Consider the following 18968-nt stretch of genomic DNA (forward strand, 5'->3'; position numbering starts at 1 on the left):
CCAGTTTTAATTATTTTGAGCGCCGCGGGCGATCCAGTCTTTAATAATGTTGATATTGCAATCAGAGAGTTTGCTACCACCCTGTGGCATGGCAGGATATCCGCTCGCGTGAGTGATGGTACCAATCAGGTTACCGTTGTTTACCTGTGTTAATACTTTTGCGTAAGTGTCGAGAGAGATACCGCCGCTGGCGCTACCATTACCATGACAGCTATAACAATTAGCCGAAATAATAGGCTGTACATTAGCAGCATATTTCATGTTTACGGTATCGCAGGTAGTGCCACCACCGGTTCCGGTAGTATCGGTGCCTGTGTTGGTCAGATCCTTTTCATTGTCTTTCGAGCAGGATGTTACCATGGTCAGACAGTATACGATTGCGATTGCTGACAGAAAAAAGAATACACGCTTCATAATTTATAATTTTATTTAGTTGAGAGAATGGTCGCGTCTACCAGGCTTACGTCCATCAAAAAGCCTGTGCACTTGCCTTTAACGCGGATGGTTTCACCGTTTTTAGGTAGTTGATCTGAATTGCCTGCAAGGCTGCAGTTAACCCCACCGGGATCAGTCTCGCCAGCAGAGAGTAGTACGGAAACGTCCTTACCGTTTTGTTCTACATTCATGACGATGCCTGTAACTTCCAAAACTTTGTTCTCGTACAGTTTACCAGCAGTCTTTTCATCTTTAGCATAAGTGCCATACAGTTCTCTGGCAGTCACACTATCATCTGTGTGCGCTTCGGCAGCGGTGGTTCTTGGTTTGTTGTACAAGTAGTAGCCTGTTCCTCCTGCCACAAGGCATAGGAATACCGCTGCGAAAAGGATTGTCTTTTTTCGCGTCATACAATTTGGATTTTAATGTTGGAAGCCTACACGATTAACGGATAGATTTCGTGATGCCAATATTGATACCCATACTGGTAATGGGCAGGTCTCCGATACCGAGTCCTTTGGCAGGTATTTTCAAATATGGTTCTACACGGAGCTTACCTATTGTGCCGAGGTTGTGCTCCAATCCTACTCCCACGTTTATTATAGAAAACCAGTTTTGAGTTGCATTTTTATAAGCCCAGGAGCCGTTCTTCAGGTCTCCGGAGGTGGTCATGTATTTATAAGCATAGTCTTCTTTCTTCATCAGGTAAGATGATACACCTGCGTTGGCGTACCAGCTTGTATTTTGACCATTTTTAATAAAGTAGCGCACATTCACTGGTATCTCGTACATATTGCAATAGCCGTCTACGTTAATGATCTTCCAGTTTTGGATGTAAGGAATTTTTTCCTTGCTGAAGTAGCTTCCTTCAGAGTAGTAGTTTTTGTGATCATAGAGGAGGCCTGTTTCCACAGCAAAGCTGCGGGAGATGCGGTAACCGACTATGATACCGGCGCCGTAGCCTACTTTGTCCACGTGTTGCATTTTTACGGTGCTGATGTCAGGACTGGCAATAAGACCGAAATAGAGGCCTGTCTGCACTTTGGCAGGGGACTGCTTTTTCTTTACTACTGGTTCTTCTGGCGTTTTCTTTACCGGCTCTAATGCAGTTTCCTTTATTACTGGTTCTACTGTTTTATTTACAACTGGTTCGGCTGCTGTTGGCAGCGGAATATCCTTTACTGGTGTGGTGCTCGTTGGCGTTGTTGTGTTACTGTCCACTGGTAATTTTTCCCGCACATTTTGCATAGGTAGCGTTGTAGGCTCATCAGCGAAAATGGAGGTACCTGGAACTGATTTATTGACGTCTTGTTCCTGTGTATTATTTGTTACAACACCAATAACGGAGGTAGATATATGCTTATTGTTTGTCTTTGTTGTTTTTTCAGAATTAAATCTATTAATGGATAGCCCGGGAGTAGACGAACCAAAAGTAGAATTGGAAATAGTAGTAGGTGTCGATGATTTTATCGGTGTTGTTGTATTTGTTATTGTATTGGTAGTATTGGTAGTATTTGTTGTTATAGCTGGTGCTGTTGTTGTTACTAAAGAATTAGTTGTATTAGTTGTTATTGCTGGTGTCGTCGTCGTTGCTATTCCTGTTCCGGTACGCGGCAGCCTACCTGTTTCCAGCGGTGGCGCGTAGGATATAAAAAAAAGTACGGTCAATAGTATGCTTATACCCAGCCATACCCACTTATTACCCCACATGCCTTCCACTGCAGCCGGTTGAGGCTGTGCAGACTGCAGGCGGCTACTGAGTGCATCCCAGTCCGCACCATCCGTTTTTAAGGGATACTGCGATGCCGCATTGCGGAATAATTCATCCATATCGTCATCTAAAAGCTGCATATATCAAATTCCCGTATGCCGTTATTTAATTTCTTTCTTAAATGTTCTCTTGCTTTTGACAGATTTGATTTTGAAGTACCTAAGCTGATATTCAGCTTGTCTGCAATTTCCTGATGGGAAAACCCATCTATTACATACATGTTGAATACAACCTGATAGGAAGGAGGTAGTTCTTTGATCAGGACGATCAGTTCTTTGTAATACAACTTTTGTTCTGCGGATTGCCCCATATCGGGTGTGTCCCATACATAGTCAGGGATACCCCCTATTTCAGGGATCATATTTTTCCTTCGCAGTTCATCGATGGCCGTGTTTACCATGATCTTGCGCATCCACCCCAGGAGCATTCTTTCCAGATCTTCTCCTTCTTCATAGGTAAACCTGTCAAACCGGTTGAATAGTTTTACAAATCCGTCATTCACCACCTCGGTCGCTTTCTCATACCTGTATATATACCTGAACACAATTTTCAGGGCATATGCATAATACCGTTCGTACAGCAGCCGCTGGCACCTGGGCTGTGCATGCATACACCCTTCTATTATGGTCTTAATTTGTTCCAAATGATAAGCCGTCTGTATTTAATCTATACCATTATAATACGGAACCTGTTATCTAAAGGTTGCCTGTGAACAGAAATATTTTTTATCTTATAATTATCAAGTACTTATGTAATATTCAGGGCTATTAAACCTGAGAGACGAAATTCAGTTCTAACCTAATATGAAACTATCACATGCTATCAGCTACTGCACCCTTTGGCTGGCAATGGGCACTAGTTGTAACAGAAATATAGCTCCACAGGAGCGTTTTCAATCCAGCCCTATTGAACCAGATGGTAATGCCTCCGAGTGGACAATGCCATTACGCTATGCTAACAGCCAATATACACTGTCTTATAGTATTACCAATGATTCCCGGAATATTTATATATGTGTCATGACTTCAGACCCCGAAATGAAACACCGGATCATGAAGGCGGGTATGAGCCTTTATTTTGATCCAAAGGGCAAACAGAAGAAAAAAATGGCCCTGGTATACCCGGAAAGGAACATGGATGGCATAAAAGTCCCAACTGTTTACAATACAGATGGCTTTCTGAACATGGAAAACGGGCAGCATAACCTGACGGATAAGATGACAGGGATTAAGATTGGATTAAATCCCATGGCTGATAGTGGCCTGGTATATGAGGCAGCGATTCCATTGAACAGGGTGCTCGCCAATGGATTGTCAGAAAAAGCCCTCAGAAAGAGCTTTAGTGTGGGAGTTATGGTAAACCAGCTGCCTGGTAAGCGGGGTGGTCCGGGTGAAGGACAGGGTCAACGTCGTGGCGGTGGTGGCGTTTCTCCCAGGGTGTCATTTGGCGGAGGTATAGGTATGGGCGGCATGGGCAGCGGTATGGGTGTAGGTATGGGTATGGGGGGCATGCGTGGCGGAATGGGTGGTGGCCGTGGGGGTGCACAGGAGGTGCAGGAAGATGTGACCTGGACTACTTTCCGGTTTTCGGCGGAGGAAAAAAAATAAAATCGCCATCTTTGCGCCATGAAATATGCCGACAAAGAGATCCAGGAGCTGGAAGAGTTCTTTAAAACAGCGTCCTTACCCGATTCTATAGAATTATTCCATAGTACTACAATAACCGATGTAAAGGCTTTTGTACATAGTCATCTGCAGATTATGAAGCAGCGACAGGGTGTACCAGTTTTTGAAGGTTTTTATGACAGACTGGTTTTATTGAAGGAGAAACTTTCACAATAGTCGAACTCTGCTATAGTACTCAAACGCTTTTGCCTTCGGCAAAAGCGTTTGAGTTTATGGGATTAGGAGGATGGGGAGAAATAACCTACGGTAAGCTTTAAAAGAATTCCCGTAATTTTACTGCCTTAATTATGAACACGCAGACGCCAATACTGGACATACCATCCACCATAAAATATTACCTGTCACTGGACAAAAAGGTCGCGCAAAGTTTTGGAATGGATAAATATGATGAGCTCCTGCACCCCGACAACTTCGCTATACTGAGCAACGAAGGCAGTGTTAAAAACGGAGCCCCCATTAAAACAGACCATTACGCCCTGATTCTTTGCATCAGGGGCACCTGCACAAAGACGGTCGGGCCTTTCACCTTCCAGGTGACACCGCAGTCTTTGCATATTGTCTCGCCACGCTTTATTAATTCTTTCGAAAATGCATCTGAGGACCTGTTGCTCTACATGGTCATGTTTAAAAAAGAATTTATTTCCGATATCTTTATCAAGCAAAGCGTACTCGACCCTTTAATGGACCTGCACCCAGAGTGCCCTCCTATCTACAGTCTTTCTGACCACAATTTCCAAAAGATCAAATCACTCTATGAGAAAATAGACCTGGAGTATAAAGAAGAAAATCCTTTCTTTCTTCAGATGATCCGGTTACAACTGGTGGAATTACTCTATGAGGTGAACAGGACTTTTGAGAAATGTACAGACAGCCGCACGCACTACCAGCTGACCAGGCAATATACGCTTTTCATGAACTTCAGGGATCTCGTGGAAGAACACTTTCTCACGAAGAGAACGGTGCAGGAATTTGCCGACCTGCTGCATGTATCAGCCAAGCATTTGAGTGAGGTAGTGAAACAGGAAACGGGGAAAAATGCGTTGCATATTATTCATGCGAGAGTATTTTTAGAAGCGCGGTTATTGCTTACAACTTCTTCTCTCAGTGTTAAAGAGGTGTCGGACCAATTGAATTTTGATACCAGTTCTCACTTCAGCAGATTCTTTAAGAAGTTTGCGGATGAGAATCCTTCTGCTTACAAAAAAGTAGCTACGCCATAAAACGAAATAGTCGTCCGACATGCTGGCGAACGACTATTTTCACTTAACCATAAACCCCTATACAAACTAAAGTTTAAATGCGTATGCTACTCTGACACCTATTACATTATTGGATGTTCCACCATCGACAAATTTAGAGTTGCCATCAAATTTCACGGCAGCATCCAGGTAATTGCCTTTGCCCAGTGGAATCAGGTAACCTATCTGCGGTGTGTATACGAAAGCTGCTGACTTATCGTTGTACACACCGGTGCCATTGGTAATAAAGCTTACGCCCGCCTGACCCTGTACGTATACATTGTTATTGCTGAACGGATAATACTTCAAACCTACTTTTACCGGAATTAACTGCAGATCATCCAGGCCTGGTGTATTGTCGGCAAATATATTGGTGTAACCTGCGTTCAGGTTAATGTACAATGTACGTTTTACCAATGCATAATCTGCCTGTACAGAACCACCCAGGGTCCAGTTGTAATGATCTTTGAGATTACCTAATGGAATACCAGCCTCGGGGCCTACGCTTAATAGAAATGCGGGTCTGTCTGTTGTAACCTTATCATCCTTGCTCTGTGCCTTTGCGCCTACTGTTACTGCTAAAAATAAACCTAATGTAACAAGTCCTTTCATTACTCTCTTTTTCATCGTCTTTCGTTTTAATCTTGTCTAATATTTATTGTATCAATCTTAAATTCGTATTGTAATGTGAGATAATTGAGCCTGAATTAAACAATCATTATCTGGATGCAATTAATCTTTTTTTTCATCTTGCATCTATAATGCATCATTCCTGTAACAGCTGTATATTCGCTTCCAGCTGTACATCCTCGCCCAACAGCAATCCACCAGCTTCCAGCACAGCATTATATGTCAATCCGAATTCCCATCTGCTGATGTTTCCCTTCACTTCAAAACCTATTTTCTTTCTGCCATAACCATCTACAGCTTCACCACCATACTCTGCTTCCAGTTCTATGGGACGACTCACGCCTTTCATGGTCAGTGTACCTGCCAGGCTGTATCTATCACCCTTCAGTTTTCTGAAGTAAGCGGATTGAAATGTTATTTGTGGAAAGTGTGCCGCATCGAAGAAATCGACGGACTTTAAGTGGGTATCTCTTTGTTCCTGATTGGTATCTATACTGTGTACATCCAGTGAGAAATGAACTGCTGCATTATCGATCTGGTGCGGATCGGAGAAGGTTGCACCACCATTGAAGTTATTGAAGGCACCGGTTACATTCGAGATGACAAGGTGTTTGATCTTAAACTGAACACCTGAGTGATCAGGGTCAATGATCCATTTCTTTTGATTCATAAACTTGCGCGATTTGTCATTAATTCCATACAAAAGTAGAACGTCTGACGCTTCGCATCAATTCCAAAAAAGCACAAAAAAAGACCAATTTTCCCTGTCGCCGGCGAGGCAGGAAAAATTGGTCTTGTATTCCGATTTATTGGTTTCATTCAATGAGCCATTACCTTCTACCTTTGCATCGCAATGAAAATTGCAGTTTTAACAGTTGTAGGTTTAAGTAATAGCCGTTTCGCCTCTGCGTCATGGCTTTTTTTTTTCTGAAAATGGTTTTCATTCCCCGTTGGAGAATTCTCTCTTTCATGAATGTTTTATTTACAAACCATCCAGCTGCATTGCTTCCAATATCTGGCAATGATAAATGTAATCATACACAGAAGTCACTTCTGTTGGGTAATTGAGTCCATATGGCCAGAAGTGCTGACTATCTCCATACAATACTGCTGTTGAATTACCAGTGAGTGTACGCAGTGTCTGCGTGGCATAGGTACCTGTATAGGTTCCACTTACGATCAGGGTATTCCACCATACACTCGTAGTGCCTACGCCTACTGTATGTGCTATTTCGTGCAGCGCAGTAGCCAGGTTCATATAATACGTGTTGGAGCCAAAACGGATACTTCCATTAATATTGCCATCGGCAGTGGATACAGAAGGCACATAGGTCACAGTAATCGCTTTGGTGTAGGTGGTATAATGATTCATATACCATACGGCGCTATCCATAGCAGCAGTGATGAGAGTGTACGCCGCCTGCTCTGTAGACGTAGGATTACTGGATGTGACCAGCGTATAAGTCACGTTGCCAGTGACAGCAGCTTCGCTACTGGTACTGGCAACGTTATCAGATTTGATATCGGGCAGGTCTTCTGTTTTTTTACAGGCAGCTATTAGGAGCATAACAAGGCTGATTGCTACTAGCAAACGAGGGTTTCTTTTCATTTTTGAGGGTTTAAAAAAATTATAGATTAAAATGTAACGGTAGCTGCCTCCAATCCATTTCCTGTAGCTTTTAGTACCACTGCTCCGGGTTTGTTTCCTGCTTTGATGATCAACTGGGCATGCCCGTTGAAGAGGCTGCGTTGCCATGCACCTTGTACACATTTATCAGGTTCATGGCTGCTGGGATCACCATTGCCGACACCGATGATGTCTGCCTGGCCATCCAGTGAGAAGTGGATCATATCGCCGGCTACGGGCACTGTTCTGCCCTTATCATCCACTGCACTCACATTGACTACGACAGCGTCTTCTCCATCAGCCTGCAAAGTTGTCTTTGAGGGGGTTAATACAATCCGTTTAGGAGTACCGGTGGTTTCTACCTTGCTGGTGATTTTTTTACCTTTCTTATAAGCTACCGCTTCGAGGGTACCGGGTTCATAGTTCACGCTCCAGCGGAGGTGTCCATTGACCGGCATATCTTTTTTCCCAAGGCTTTTGCCATTTAGGAAGAGTTCTACATTTTCTGCATTGGTATTGATCCATACCAGTACGGGCTGTCCTTCTTTTCCTTGCCAGTTCCAGTGTGGGGCAATATTCAGCACATCTTTGTCCGTCCACCATGCCTGGTAATAGTAATATACATTTTTAGGGAAGCCGCACATGTCCATGATACCAAAGTGAGAGTTGATATTTGGCCAGCTGTAAGGCGTAGGTTCACCACGATAGTCGAAGCCTGTCCATGCAAAACCACCCATAAACCAGGGGCGTGCGGTGGCCAGTTTCCACCAGATCTCCGCAGTAGAGGCCCATGATGGGTAGGTGCTGTCATAGTCAGGTACATAGCCATTTACGGTATCTTTTATGTAGATGCCACGGGTGGTGACAGTGCTGGCTACTTCTGTGCCTATTACCGGTTGTTCAGGATGATCTTTGTGATAGCCATCTATACCGCCAAGGTTATAGTTGAAACCGCGCACGGGAATTACTTCGTTCACACCATGAAATACGTTCGGCATGTTTGCAGCATAAGTACTGGTGCGGGAAGGATCCAGCTCCTGCTGTACGAACAGGTTGTGCTGGGCAATGCGCTTGCCGATGTCGGTATATTGGGTTTGGAATTCTTCGTTACCAATAGACCAGATGAAGATGCTTGGATGGTTCCTGTCTCTCAGGATCAGTTTACGTAATTGCCCTTCGTATTCAGGACCACTGTTAAGTAATCTGGTTTCATCCATTACAATCATACCAAGGCTATCGCAGGCATCCAGTAACTCAGGTGTAGGCGGATTGTGGCTGGTACGATAGGCGTTGGTACCCATTTCTTTCAGCAATCCAATTCTATAGTATTGCAGGTAGTCGGGTAAGGCGGCGCCTACGCCCGCATGGTCCTGATGACAGCATACACCCTGTACTTTGATGTTTTTACCATTGAGGAAGAAGCCTTTATCCTTGTCCATTACAATGGTGCGAACACCAAAACGCACCTTCATACTATCGATGGTTTTACCATTTGATTGTACGATAGCCACGGCACGGTAGAGATAGGGGTTTTCCAGTGACCAAAGTTGTGGTTGGGTGATGGTTAAAGCCTGCGAAAGCTTTTTGCTTTCATTGATGGCCAGGGACAGTGGTCGTGGTTTACTTTGTGCCAGTGTCTTGCCTTCCCTGTTGGTGATCACAGTGTATACAGTGGCATTGGCAGGGGTAATATTTTCATTCTTTACAGTTGTTTCGATGGTAACAATGGCATCGTTTCCTTTCTGTGTGGAGTGAACAAACACGCCACCGTCAGTAGCGATGTGCAGGTTGTTGGTGACATTGAGCCATACGTGGCGGTAGATGCCAGCGCCTTCGTAGAACCAGCCTTCATTTTGAGTGGCGTCGGCGCGAACTACGAGGACGTTGGGTTTGTCGAATTGTAATACGTCGGTGATGTCGTAGGAGGCGCCTGTGTAGCCGCTGAAGTTACCGCCGAGGTAGTAGCCGTTTACCCATACTTTGCTGTCGCGGTATACGCCGTCGAGTTGGATGACGAAGCGGTTGCCGGAGTCGGCGCGGGCTATGTTGAAGGTTTTGCGGTACCAGCCGATGCTGTTTTCGGGGAAACCGCCACCTACAGGTTTGTAGCCTTTGCCTTCGAGGTCACCTTTTTTTGAATATTGGAATGGCAGGGTGACAGCCCAGTCATGTGGGAGTTGGATGTCTTGCCAGGTGTTGTCGTTGAATTTTGGTTCGATGCAGGTGTTGTATGCGGAACCCGATTTTGAGAAGGAGGTTTCAAGGCCATAGTTGAAATCTCTTTCTGCGTTGCCGGCGTGGCCGAGGGCGAATTTCCAGTTTGAATCGAAATTGATGTGTCTGCGTAGTGGTGACTGCGCAGCGGCGGTGAAGCCGATGGTTAGTGCTGAGAATAAAAGCAGCAGATCTTTTTTCATGATAATGATTTTCCTTACGTGGTGTGAGGAAAGCAATATAGGAATTAATAATTGTAAAAAAGACAGTTTTTATCATTTATTGGGGCAAAAAAAAAGTCTGCCTTCGGCCGATGCTTTTATTTGAGGGGGCTGGAGATGCCTGTAATAGCAGGCATCTCCAGCAGATTATTGTAGCAGATCACAATGACCAATAAGGTTAATATTTGCTTAGTATTAGTTAATATCTGAGCGTGACACCTGCACCAAAACCCATGTCACTGTCGTAGTGAGTAGATAAAGACAAGTAATTTGTCCAGATATACCGGAAGCCGGCCATGTATTCACGATCAGTATTTGCCATGAACTGGAATCGAAGGCGTCTGGTAATGGGAATATCTTCACGGCTTAGTTGCAGTCTGAGTTTGCCATCGGTATCGATGGAGGCATCCGCGGTAATCAGCATGGGTAGCGTATATTCAAAACCTGCATGCAGTACACCGCGTTTATTGCGGGTATTGGTCTGGCCGAATAAGTTTTTTTCTGGTTGCTTTTCACGGCGGTAGCGGAAATCCCAGCCGATATAGGGGAATAGCCATTGCATGCGGCCGAGGTAGCGGCCAAAATGGCTTTCTGTTTCATAGCCGTTTTCTGCATTGAGGCCGACTCTCCATTCAGTTTGTAAACGGTAACGGGTATTGGCAAATTGTATGGTACCATCGCTGCCATTGCTTTCTAACCCAACTTCTGCCATCGTATGAATTTGCCTGTCATCAGCTTTTATTTTCCGGTATGCCTTTTCAGGATTTGGGAGTTCAGGATTGGCAGGTGAATTTTCGTAACTGAATACACGGCCCATGCCGCTCATCATGTGGTATAAGATGTGGCAATGGAAGAACCAGTCACCGCTTTCTGTGGCGGCAAATTCGATGGTATCTCTTTCCATTGGCATAATATCAAGGGTGTGCTTTAGGGGCGAGTAATCGCCCTGACCATTCAGTACACGGAAGAAGTGACCGTGTAGGTGCATGGGATGGCGCATCATGGTATTGTTGTATAAAATGATGCGAACGTTTTCTCCTTTTTTAATGAGGATCTTATCTGATTCGGAAACGGTTTTGTTATTGATTGTCCATACGTAGCGGTTCATGTTGCCGGTAAGGTCGAAATGGAGTTCTTTTGTGGGACCTGCGGGCAGGGTTGTTTTTTCGGTAGCACGAAGCATGCTGTAATTGAGGGTGACCAGATCATCGCTATTGCTCATACTGCCCATGCCGCTCTTATTCATGTCCATATGCATATTCATATCCGAATGCATGTGGTCCATGTTGCCGGCAGGTTTCTTTTTTCGATCCAGTTCAGGATACATCACTGTATTCATATCCATCTGCTGTGATGACATATTCATCCCCATATCATCCATATCTCCATTCATCTTCATCATGCCATTCATCATCTTCATTCCTTCAAAATATCTTAATCGTGGCAAGCGCTCTGCGGGCATGGCCATGCCACTTCCTAACAGCACAGAAGTACTGTTCGTTCTATCTTCAGAAGTTGCGAGAAATTCATACTGCATATCATCAGGAATCGTTACTACCACATCATATGTTTCTGCTACACCTACAATTAAGCGATCTACTTCTACAGGTTCTACATCCTTTCCATCATTTGCTACTACGGTAATCTTTCCGCCTGAATAAGTGAGCCAGAAATAAGTAGAAGAACTCCCATTCACCACACGCAATTTCACTTTATCTCCTCCTTTGTATTGTAGCAATGTATCTGTCATCTTTCCATTTGTCATGAAATGATTATAATATACATCGCTCACATCCATCGCCAGCATGCGTTTCCATTCATTCGTTACTTTGGTACCGAATTTACCGGCTTTGATCGCCTCTCCATAACTCTGCACACTATTCTTTTTTACAGAGAACCAGTCAGACGCATTATGCAAATATCTGTCTACCGTATGTGGATTCATGCGGGTATAATCACTCAGCAGCATGGTATATTCTTTCTGTGGCTGCTCATTCTTTTTATGAATCACAATTGCGCCATACAGTCCACTCTGCTCCTGGAGCATGGTATGTGAATGATACCAGTAAGTACCATTTTGAATAATAGGAAATTTATATTCATGTGTTTCTCCGGCTTTGATAGGCGCCGTGGTGAGATAGGATACACCATCGTACCTATTGGGCAAAAGAATACCATGCCAGTGTACAGATGTTTCCATTCCCATCTGGTTGTGTACGTAGATAAGGGCGGTATCACCTTCTGTAAATTCCAATACAGGACCGGGACTTCCACCATTAATGGTCATTTCATTGTGCATGTGACCATGGGCAATATACAGGTCATATCGCACAGTTCGCTGTGCAAAGGCTGCTGTACAACACAGCGACAGTAAAAGTATAGATAATAGATTCCTCACCTGATAAAGATAAATCAGGAACAGGTATAGAATTTCAGGGGAGTTGTATAAAATTATTAGTTCTTACTGAAGGGTATCCTGATAAAGTGAGATTCCCATTGTTCAATGTCATGCTTATACATCTCATCTACCTTAAAGTGTGGGCCGGCCGGAGACTGTTCCGGTGCAGGCGCCACACGGCAGTGATGCTTATATTCCAGTATGATCCCTGTCGAGACTATACTCTTTTGTATCACTTTAGGTGTGGGCACCTGAGGTACCGAAACTATAAAAGGCCCCCCTTTCTTTCTTTTTCTAAATAACACCATCGACACAGCGATGGCTACAACCGGCAGAAGGAAAAATAGTTCCTTCGTTAAGTTACTTTCCATAAAAAAAACTAAAGTATCCCTGTTTGCTGCAAAATAGCTACCTGCATGGCTGCCTTGTCTACGGCCTGCAGAAAACGGTCATACTGAAATGGTTTTAAGAGAAAATCGGCTGCCCTGGCATTGAATCCTTCGATCGCATATTCGCTGTAAGCAGTCGTAAACACAACTACCATTTTGCGGGGTAATGATTTATAAAAGTCCATTCCTGATACGTTTGGCATTCGGATATCAATGAACAATACGTCTATCACGTGCTCTTCCAGATATTTTAATGCTGCTGCCGTACTGGTAAATACTTGTTCCAGGCTTATAATATCTATTTTATTACAATATGTTTCAATAACCTGTAATGCAGGTGGTTCATCGTCTATCGCTATTGCTTTCATCATGCCAGGTCCATTGAAAGTTGTACAGAAAATTCGTCTTCATTCTCTGTTATATTTAACTGATGCCGGGAGGGGTATAGTAATTGTAACCTTTTGATGGTGTTCTCCATACCTATCCCCTCCCCGTCTACCTGTCTTTTGCTCACTTTTCTATTGGTCACATGAAGGACCAGTTGTTGTGCTGTTAACTGAATAATGATATTTATATCTGATGGTGCATCCGGATTTACACCATGCTTAAATGCATTTTCTATGAAGGAAATCAGGATCAGCGGTGCTATCTGCAAGTCATTTGTACCTACCTGTACCTGGCTATGAATGGGTGCTGTATTTCCCAGTCTGGCCTGTTGTAGTGAGATATAACTGGTAATGTACTTGATCTCCCGTTCCAGTGGTACCTTGTGTTGATTGGCATCTCTGAGCACATAGCGCATCAGTTCTGATAACTCTATAATTGCATCCGGTGCGGCATCGTCCTTGCTCAATACCAGGGAATAAATACTATTCAGGGTATTGAATAAAAAGTGCGGGCTGATCTGTCCTTTCAAATGCATCAGCTCATCATTGTACCGGGCTGTCTCTACCAGAAACCAGCGGTGTCTGATACGCAGTAAGACTGATGTAAGTATGACGATGGCGAAGAGGAATATATGATGACTGATCTGCACAGGAAAACTTCTTCCGTTCGACATAGGTCCCATCCCATTCGCATCCGGCATTCGCATCGGTGGTACAGGCGAAGGCTGCCAGGGAATATGCCCCGTAAGCAGGGAAGGCAGTACACCAATCATAATGAATGCCAGCACAATCCCCGTCAAATATAATGCATACCTCCGCTTAAAATATATGACGGGGATCAGCCAGTAATAATTGAGATAAAATACAAGCAGCATGAGTGCATTACCGATCAGGTCCCTGATATCAGGACGGGAAATGTATTGCGTTTCCTCAGGCGGCCTGGGAGAAAGTAACAGGGGTACGAACAAAAATGCCATACTCCCAAATATGTGGTACCATATGTACTTGCGGTTCCCGGCCATGAATGCTGATACTTTTTAATTTATCCCTCCCGGTAAATATCTTCCCCCCGGAAAGCAGTTATAGATACTATGCAATTTGGCAATTTTACAGCATCCCAAATGAGGAATGAGGTAAAATGGCATTTTTTGTAGGTATAAAGTTTAATTTACCGTATTTCTACGCATGAAGTTCCGGAGAAATACTGGCTCTATATTCATAGTATGGATGTAACTTGCATGTTAACTAATCGAACATGGAAAAAAATTAAAGCAAAGGATTTGTTTGAATTTCAAGATTTAGTTTTAATTTCACGACATCATTTACCTTTTTACCCCAAAAGCGATAGATAGCATATTGACAAACCTAAAAGGTAAATGGATCACAACATTCATTTTTTGGAAGAACCTGGTAATTTTCAACTAATTTATTTACCCCAAAACACAACTATTCAGTAATGAATCATCACTGATTTTTCATCGAACTGTAGCGCGTCTGTGAACAGAGAATTCCCTACCATAAAGGGAATCACGCATCTAATACTTTACTGTACTTTACGCATATCATCCTGCATGATATAGTGTCTGGTTATTCCATGTCGTTAATTTAATCAATTAGCAATGATTGATCGTGCACTTTTGTTGTTGAAAGAAGAGCTGGAATCTTATCTGAGCATTACTGATGCTGCAGCGACTGTTGTTATTGACAACATCGGTCTTTTTGAAACAGCCTCCGGTACACAACTACCGGACAACATCGTACTTACCCTTGTCAATCTTGAGGAGGAAAGTACACTAAAGAATAATACACCCCTGAAGAAAGGCAGCAGCAGCGCTGTATACCAGAATCCTCCGGTGTTCCTTAACCTGTATGTACTGTTTGTATGTAACTACGGTGGCAGCAAGTACGTAGATGCGTTGAAGCGATTGAGCTACGTGATTCAGTTTGTACAGGGGAAAAGTTCTTTTCATTATGCTTCCGATACCGGCAGTTTGCCACCCGGCGAAGATGTACTGGATATGAAGTTTACCCTGGAGCTTTATACCCTTACCTTCGAACAGATCAACCATTTGTGGGGATCTCTGGGTGGCAGACAAATGCCATTTGTTATGTATAAACTCCGTCTTATTGCACTCACGTCGAACAACCGACTGCGAGAAGTACCACTCATTGAAGAAATAGAAAATAATAACGCCCCCATAAACAGGTGATCTAACCATGCAAACTATATATAAAATATTGTTTGAGGTAAAGGTGCTGCATGAATTCTATCTCACCAATCCAAAAGGTGATTCTATATTTGATCTGGACAACCAGGCAGACCGCCTGTTATTCCTTAGTGACAGGCTGGATAAAGATGCTCCGGCTGTCAATAACGATATCAGCTTTGAGGTGCCTTCCGCACTGAATCAGTTGTTCAGAGATCATCATCTGCGCCTGCTCCCCTCTTACTCAGGTTGTAAAGTTGGCATTGAAGTCACCGCCTCTTTCCTGCCGGACGGCACGCGGGTATATACCCCCAAAATACCGCTGCCTGCAGATTTGACGGTTACGATACTCCTCCGGGTGAAAAATCCCGTCTTTCATACCATTACCAATTCACGTATTGTTAATCCTGTGCCAGCCACCTATTACTTTAGTAATGATAGTGTGCTCAGTGCGCTTAATTTCCCTGCGCTTAACAGCCGCATTGCAGACTTTACTGCAGGGTATGCATATGAACAGGGAGAACTCGCGACGATCGCCCCCAACAGCGTTAAGGCATATTATATTGATAATAATGCAGACAAGTGGTTGCCATTGCATGGCAATGACTACGTGAATGAGGGTGATCGTTGTTTGCTGCCACTGAGATTTAATTTTACTTTCCCTGCTGGTGCAAATGTGACACAGGCCACCTTCACACTTAAAGATAGCGGAGGTAATGTGGTGAATACATTTGTCGCTCAAAATGCGGGTGGCTTACAAAAAGTAGCACTCAACTACAGCAATCTTTCCTTAGTTAACTATATTAAATATTCACTTGAAGTAGCAGGTGACAATAGCTATGCCTGGCAACATGCTGTGATCTTTTCCGATACAAACGGCTGGGCTACCCTGCAATTCAAACCACGTGTTACGAATGCGGCGTTCAATCTGCTGGATGATCAGGGTTACCTCATTACCCGCAAACCACCGGTGGGCAATATTAACGACCCACCCGTGTTCGAGCTGAGGATTCCGAGCAGGTTGACCTACTGGCGCTATGTGCATGCAAACAGATTACCATTTGATCAGACCAATTACCCCGATGAATTATTGAATTACCAGAACGGATCACTCATTAGCAAAAGCCCCAGGAATTCCACTTATCATTCCACTTATTTTCAGAAACCGGACAATTCATTTTTCTTCCTGCCAAACCCGGAAGACTATGGCATGATTCGTAGTGAAAATAAACAGCTATTCACAGAAATTATGCTACCCACTTCAAAACTCTTTCCGGTAGCACCTTAAACCTTCAATCTTTAAAATTTTATAAACAAGAACATATGGCAGAATATAAAACCCCGGGCGTCTACATAGAAGAGATTCCCAAATTGCCCCCTTCCATCGCTTCCGTAGAAACAGCTATTCCTGCCTTTATCGGCTATACGGAAAAGGCCCAGTGGAAAGTGGCCGGCGACCTCACAAATAAACCCTGGCGCATTGAATCCATGCTGGAATACGAATTGTATTTCGGCGGTGCCAAACCCGATGCAGGTATTGAAATCACCGTCGATACCACACAGGGTAAAGTAGATATTCAGGGGGCCATCAATGCAGAACTCCGCTCCAAATACCTGATGTATTATTCCCTGCAAATGTTCTTTATCAATGGTGGCGGACCATGCTATGTCACTTCGGTAGGCGGTTATTCCGATGGAGATGTGATCCTCGATGCCGACCTGCAGGTCGGCCTTGCTGAAGTAGAAAAGATAGATGAAGTAACCCTCTTACTTTTCCCGGATGCGATCAACATGGCCAGTGCAGGTAACTACTACGCACTGTATGCCCTTGCTATTGCACAGTGTGTAAAACTGAAAGATCGCTTTACGGTACTGGATGTGTTTCCTGATCCTGCAAATGCCGGCAACTGGCGACTGGATGTGGATTTCCTGCGCAATACGCTCTCTGGCACGACAGATGATCTGAAGTATGCTGCTGTTTATTTCCCCCGTATTTATACAAGAACAGATTTCACTTATAACGAAGGAGATGTAAAGATCATCAGCAATGGTGCAGGCGATATCGGTGCTACCCTCACTGAACTCAAATCAAATAACAACGCTTACTACAACATGGCCCGGGGCGCTATCAATGATATCCAGATGCTGCTGCCTGCTTCGTCTGCAGTAGTAGGGGTATATGCGACTGTCGATAACAACCGTGGTGTGTGGAAAGCACCTGCCAATGTAAATATCGAATACGCAGTTGCTCCTGAAATGCTCATTACGCAGGAAGATCAGGAAAACCTGAATGTAGACACTACCGCCGGTAAGTCTATCAATGTAATCCGTTCATTTCCGGGAAGGGGCCCAGCCATCATCTGGGGTGCACGTACACTGGCAGGTAATGACAACGAATGGCGCTACATTCCTGTACGCAGGTTCTTCAACATGGTAGAGGAATCGACCAAAAATGCCGCTCAGCAATTCGTATTCGAGCCCAATGACCGTAACACCTGGATCAGGGTACGATCTATGATCGAGAACTACCTCACTCAGCAATGGAAGGCCGGCGCACTGATGGGCACTACCACCCGCGAAGCGTTTTATGTAAGGATTGGTCTTGGTGAAACCATGACTGAACAAGACATATGGGAAGGGCGTATGATCGTGGAAATTGGATTGGCGGTAGTAAGACCTGCCGAGTTTATCATACTCCGGTTCATGCATAAAATGCTGACGGAAGCATAAAATTTAATCTTTCAAACGATTTGTTATGGACATACCGCAAAAACAACAATCCACCAATACAGATAAATGTAAGGACAAGGATAACGCCACCCAAAAGAGCATCAATACCCAAAGAAGTATTGTATGCAGCAATCTCTATGATACTGCTGCGTCGCTGGGTAAGGCGGAGAAAAAATATGACGGCGTCAGCGAGCTGCTGAATGAAAAGAAATGTCTCTTTGTAAAAACAGAAGACAACTACCGCCGCTATCGCAACCTGGAAATGACCACCGCCACTGAGCTGCTCATTACCAACGAATCACTGAAGTCTAACATGGACACCTACAAAAAGTGGAATAGCGCTTTGGGTGCCGCCCTGAAAGACATTGCGAAAAAAGCAAAAGAAGTAAAAACAAAATTCGCTGACCTGAAAGATGCTGCCGGTAAGCTGGACAGCGCTATCAATGACAGCTGCAACTGCTCCCAGTACAAAGCACTTACCGGAAAGAGCCGTGAGAACTGCAACTGTGGCGAAGGTGGCAAACAGGTGATCGCTGCCTGCGCCCAATCAGAAGAGATTCTGAATGATCTGGTGAATATGCCCAAAGCACTGGCATCAGACATTGATACCATCTTCCAGAGTGCCGCTGATGTAGCAGGTATCCAGCTCTTCTCTAATCTCGAAACATTGGAGCCACTGGAAAAAACGTTGTCCGATCAGTCTAAACTTTTTGAAGCACACATCAGTGGCGTGATGAAAACACGCAAGACAGACCTGGACAAACTACAGGATGATGTAGTAAAACAGGTACAGGAAGTGACCAGGGCTATAACCGATCGCCATTATCAGCGCAGTATTCTGGAAGGCTATTACGATGCAGCAAGACATCTGTGCTGCCCTCCATGCGATTGCGTACAGGTAGGCGAAAGCAACTATTCACCCCGTCTGAAAGGATGCAGTGATGCCATCTGCAACATCTGTGATGAAGTAAAAGATGCCTTCTGCTGTAAACCTGTCACCCAGGAAGAAGAAGCTAATTGTTAAATTCTAAAACCCC

At 44.1% G+C, this 18968-nt stretch carries 19 protein-coding genes; 7 read left to right on the forward strand and 12 right to left on the reverse strand.

The annotated features are described in order from the left end of the window. Positions 1-6: 6 nt before the first annotated feature. The 4 genes from SIO70_RS28150 to SIO70_RS28165 are packed head-to-tail and all read right to left on the reverse strand — an operon-like array spanning position 7 to position 2816. Positions 7-414: a cytochrome c gene (locus SIO70_RS28150; RefSeq protein WP_320576492.1), complete on the reverse strand. Its 408-nt coding sequence runs from the start codon at positions 412-414 to the stop codon at positions 7-9. A gap of 11 nt (positions 415-425) precedes the next feature. Then, positions 426-845 carry an OB-fold protein gene (locus SIO70_RS28155; RefSeq protein WP_320576493.1) on the reverse strand — a complete coding sequence of 140 codons (420 nt, stop codon included), beginning with the start codon at positions 843-845 and terminating at the stop codon, positions 426-428. Positions 846-879: 34 nt separating this feature from the next. Continuing rightward, positions 880-2286, reverse strand: a complete 1407-nt coding sequence (locus SIO70_RS28160; protein ID WP_320576494.1) for a hypothetical protein — start codon at positions 2284-2286, stop codon at positions 880-882. After that, complete coding sequence (locus SIO70_RS28165; RefSeq protein ID WP_320576495.1) at positions 2274-2816, reverse strand: sigma-70 family RNA polymerase sigma factor; 543 nt, start codon at positions 2814-2816, stop codon at positions 2274-2276. The genes SIO70_RS28160 and SIO70_RS28165 overlap by 13 nt, the downstream gene beginning before the upstream one ends. Before the next feature lie 193 nt (positions 2817-3009). On the opposite strand from SIO70_RS28165, the gene SIO70_RS28170 reads away from it, so the two are divergent. The 3 genes from SIO70_RS28170 to SIO70_RS28180 all read left to right on the forward strand — a co-directional run bounded on the left by SIO70_RS28170 (position 3010) and on the right by SIO70_RS28180 (position 5111). Then, entirely contained in the window at positions 3010-3813 is an 804-nt protein-coding gene (locus SIO70_RS28170) for a hypothetical protein (RefSeq protein WP_320576496.1), read from the forward strand. Positions 3814-3831: 18 nt separating this feature from the next. Beyond that, complete coding sequence (locus SIO70_RS28175) at positions 3832-4047, forward strand: DUF6965 family protein (protein ID WP_320576498.1); 216 nt, start codon at positions 3832-3834, stop codon at positions 4045-4047. Positions 4048-4178: 131 nt separating this feature from the next. Then, positions 4179-5111, forward strand: coding sequence for a helix-turn-helix domain-containing protein (locus SIO70_RS28180; RefSeq protein WP_320576500.1), 933 nt, complete (start codon positions 4179-4181; stop codon positions 5109-5111). 66 nt (positions 5112-5177) lie between these two features. On the opposite strand, the gene SIO70_RS28185 is transcribed toward SIO70_RS28180, so the two are convergent. From SIO70_RS28185 to SIO70_RS28220, 8 genes are all read right to left on the reverse strand, one after another. Continuing rightward, positions 5178-5756, reverse strand: a complete 579-nt coding sequence (locus SIO70_RS28185) for a hypothetical protein (RefSeq protein ID WP_320576502.1) — start codon at positions 5754-5756, stop codon at positions 5178-5180. Between the two features lie 139 nt (positions 5757-5895). After that, positions 5896-6429, reverse strand: coding sequence for a YceI family protein (locus SIO70_RS28190; RefSeq protein WP_320576503.1), 534 nt, complete (start codon positions 6427-6429; stop codon positions 5896-5898). A gap of 312 nt (positions 6430-6741) precedes the next feature. Beyond that, positions 6742-7368 carry a hypothetical protein gene (locus tag SIO70_RS28195; protein WP_320576505.1) on the reverse strand — a complete coding sequence of 209 codons (627 nt, stop codon included), beginning with the start codon at positions 7366-7368 and terminating at the stop codon, positions 6742-6744. A gap of 26 nt (positions 7369-7394) precedes the next feature. After that, complete coding sequence (gene galA / locus SIO70_RS28200; protein ID WP_320576507.1) at positions 7395-9803, reverse strand: beta-galactosidase GalA; 2409 nt, start codon at positions 9801-9803, stop codon at positions 7395-7397. Between the two features lie 217 nt (positions 9804-10020). Beyond that, positions 10021-12219, reverse strand: a complete 2199-nt coding sequence (locus tag SIO70_RS28205) for a multicopper oxidase domain-containing protein (RefSeq protein WP_320576509.1) — start codon at positions 12217-12219, stop codon at positions 10021-10023. A gap of 56 nt (positions 12220-12275) precedes the next feature. Continuing rightward, entirely contained in the window at positions 12276-12590 is a 315-nt protein-coding gene (locus SIO70_RS28210) for a hypothetical protein (protein WP_320576511.1), read from the reverse strand. 8 nt (positions 12591-12598) lie between these two features. Further along, entirely contained in the window at positions 12599-12979 is a 381-nt protein-coding gene (locus tag SIO70_RS28215; RefSeq protein WP_320576513.1) for a LytR/AlgR family response regulator transcription factor, read from the reverse strand. Then, positions 12976-13971, reverse strand: coding sequence for a sensor histidine kinase (locus SIO70_RS28220; protein WP_320576515.1), 996 nt, complete (start codon positions 13969-13971; stop codon positions 12976-12978). Before SIO70_RS28220 ends, SIO70_RS28215 begins: the two co-directional genes overlap by 4 nt. Before the next feature lie 642 nt (positions 13972-14613). Here SIO70_RS28220 and SIO70_RS28225 point away from each other — a divergent pair. From SIO70_RS28225 to SIO70_RS28240, 4 genes are read left to right on the forward strand one after another with little or no spacing between them, the layout of a single operon-like run. After that, the gene (locus SIO70_RS28225) at positions 14614-15204 is read left to right on the forward strand and encodes a DUF4255 domain-containing protein (protein WP_320576517.1); all 591 of its coding nucleotides are present in this window, start codon (positions 14614-14616) and stop codon (positions 15202-15204) included. A gap of 7 nt (positions 15205-15211) precedes the next feature. Beyond that, the gene (locus SIO70_RS28230; protein WP_320576519.1) at positions 15212-16489 is read left to right on the forward strand and encodes a hypothetical protein; all 1278 of its coding nucleotides are present in this window, start codon (positions 15212-15214) and stop codon (positions 16487-16489) included. 35 nt (positions 16490-16524) lie between these two features. Next, on the forward strand, positions 16525-17931 hold the full coding sequence (locus tag SIO70_RS28235; protein WP_320576521.1) for a phage tail sheath family protein: 1407 nt from the start codon (positions 16525-16527) through the stop codon (positions 17929-17931). 25 nt (positions 17932-17956) lie between these two features. Continuing rightward, entirely contained in the window at positions 17957-18955 is a 999-nt protein-coding gene (locus tag SIO70_RS28240; RefSeq protein WP_320576523.1) for a hypothetical protein, read from the forward strand. Positions 18956-18968 lie beyond the last annotated feature (13 nt).

It is taken from the genome of Chitinophaga sancti, assembly GCF_034087045.1.
GTDB lineage: Bacteria > Bacteroidota > Bacteroidia > Chitinophagales > Chitinophagaceae > Chitinophaga > Chitinophaga sancti_B.